The sequence below is a fragment of the Pseudomonas sp. KB_15 genome, from assembly GCF_052114525.1.
Classification (GTDB): domain Bacteria; phylum Pseudomonadota; class Gammaproteobacteria; order Pseudomonadales; family Pseudomonadaceae; genus Aquipseudomonas.
The window spans coordinates 1-354 of sequence record NZ_JBFREX010000385.1 but is presented as its reverse complement, the minus strand read 5'-3'; the positions used below and the strand labels follow the sequence as shown (position 1 = coordinate 354).

1 protein-coding gene is annotated in these 354 nt (G+C 67.8%); it reads left to right on the top strand.

Annotated elements, in window-relative coordinates; translation table 11 throughout:
• Positions 1–354 (top strand): cytochrome P450 (locus tag AB4Z35_RS31405; RefSeq protein WP_442101353.1); only part of this gene is annotated, 354 nt, incomplete at both ends.

Sequence of the window (354 nt, the reverse complement as noted above, 5' to 3'; positions counted from 1 at the left end):
GCCAATGCGTCCGCCAACGCGATCAAGCTGCTGCTCCAGCACCCGGATGCCTGGCGCGAGATCTGCGCGGACCCGGCGCTGATCCCCAATGCGGTGGAGGAATGCCTGCGCCACAACGGCTCGGTGGCGGCCTGGCGCAGGCTGGTCACGCGGGATGCGCAGGTCGGCGGCATCGCCCTGCCGGCCGGCAGCAAGCTGCTGATCGTCACCTCGTCCGCCAATCACGACGAACGGCATTTCGCCGATGCGGACCTGTTCGACATCCGCCGGGACAATGCCAGCGACCAGCTGACCTTCGGCTACGGCTCGCACCAGTGCATGGGCAAGAACCTCGCGCGCATGGAGATGCAGGTC